The organism is Ursidibacter maritimus, from assembly GCF_009761395.1.
In the GTDB taxonomy this organism is placed as follows: Bacteria; Pseudomonadota; Gammaproteobacteria; order Enterobacterales; family Pasteurellaceae; genus Ursidibacter; species Ursidibacter maritimus.
This window is the reverse complement of the sequence record NZ_LEKN01000009.1, coordinates 1-493: the sequence shown is the minus strand read 5'-3', so window position 1 is coordinate 493 and position 493 is coordinate 1. Positions and strand designations below refer to the sequence as shown.

The 493-nt window shown below is 43.0% G+C and carries 1 pseudogene; it reads right to left on the bottom strand.

Annotated elements, in window-relative coordinates:
* Positions 1-493: pseudogene (locus A1D26_RS02405) on the bottom strand (hypothetical protein); the annotation flags it as partial.

Here is a 493-nt window from a genome sequence, read left to right as displayed (position 1 = left end):
CAAAAGTTACCGCTTCATCATTAGCGACTTTTTCAGCTTCAGCATCAGTTTCCGTATTAACTTTTAGCTTCCAGCCTGAAGCTTTAACCGCATCGCTGAGCTGTTTTACATTTACTGCATCGGTTTCTGCTACACCAGCCGCAACACCTTTCACCACATTATCACCCATATTGACAGTGGTGCCACCAGCAACCGTAAAGGTTTTACCTTCACCACCAAGAGTAGTGTTACCTGTTGCAGTTAGGTCTGCAAGGTTTGCTTTGCCTGTTGATGTAATGTTGGTTGTATTAACATCTGTTGCATTAACGTTAGTGAACGTTGCATTTTCAGTAGTTGCAATAGTGATATTTTTATCATCCATTGCCAACTTAACGTTTTTACCTGCGATGTAAGTTAATGTTTCACCTGGGGCAACTTTTAATGGTGTCGCAGGAGCCGTAGCTTCGCCACCTTCAGCTTGAGCAATGGTGGCATTCCAGCCTTTTTCAGCAAT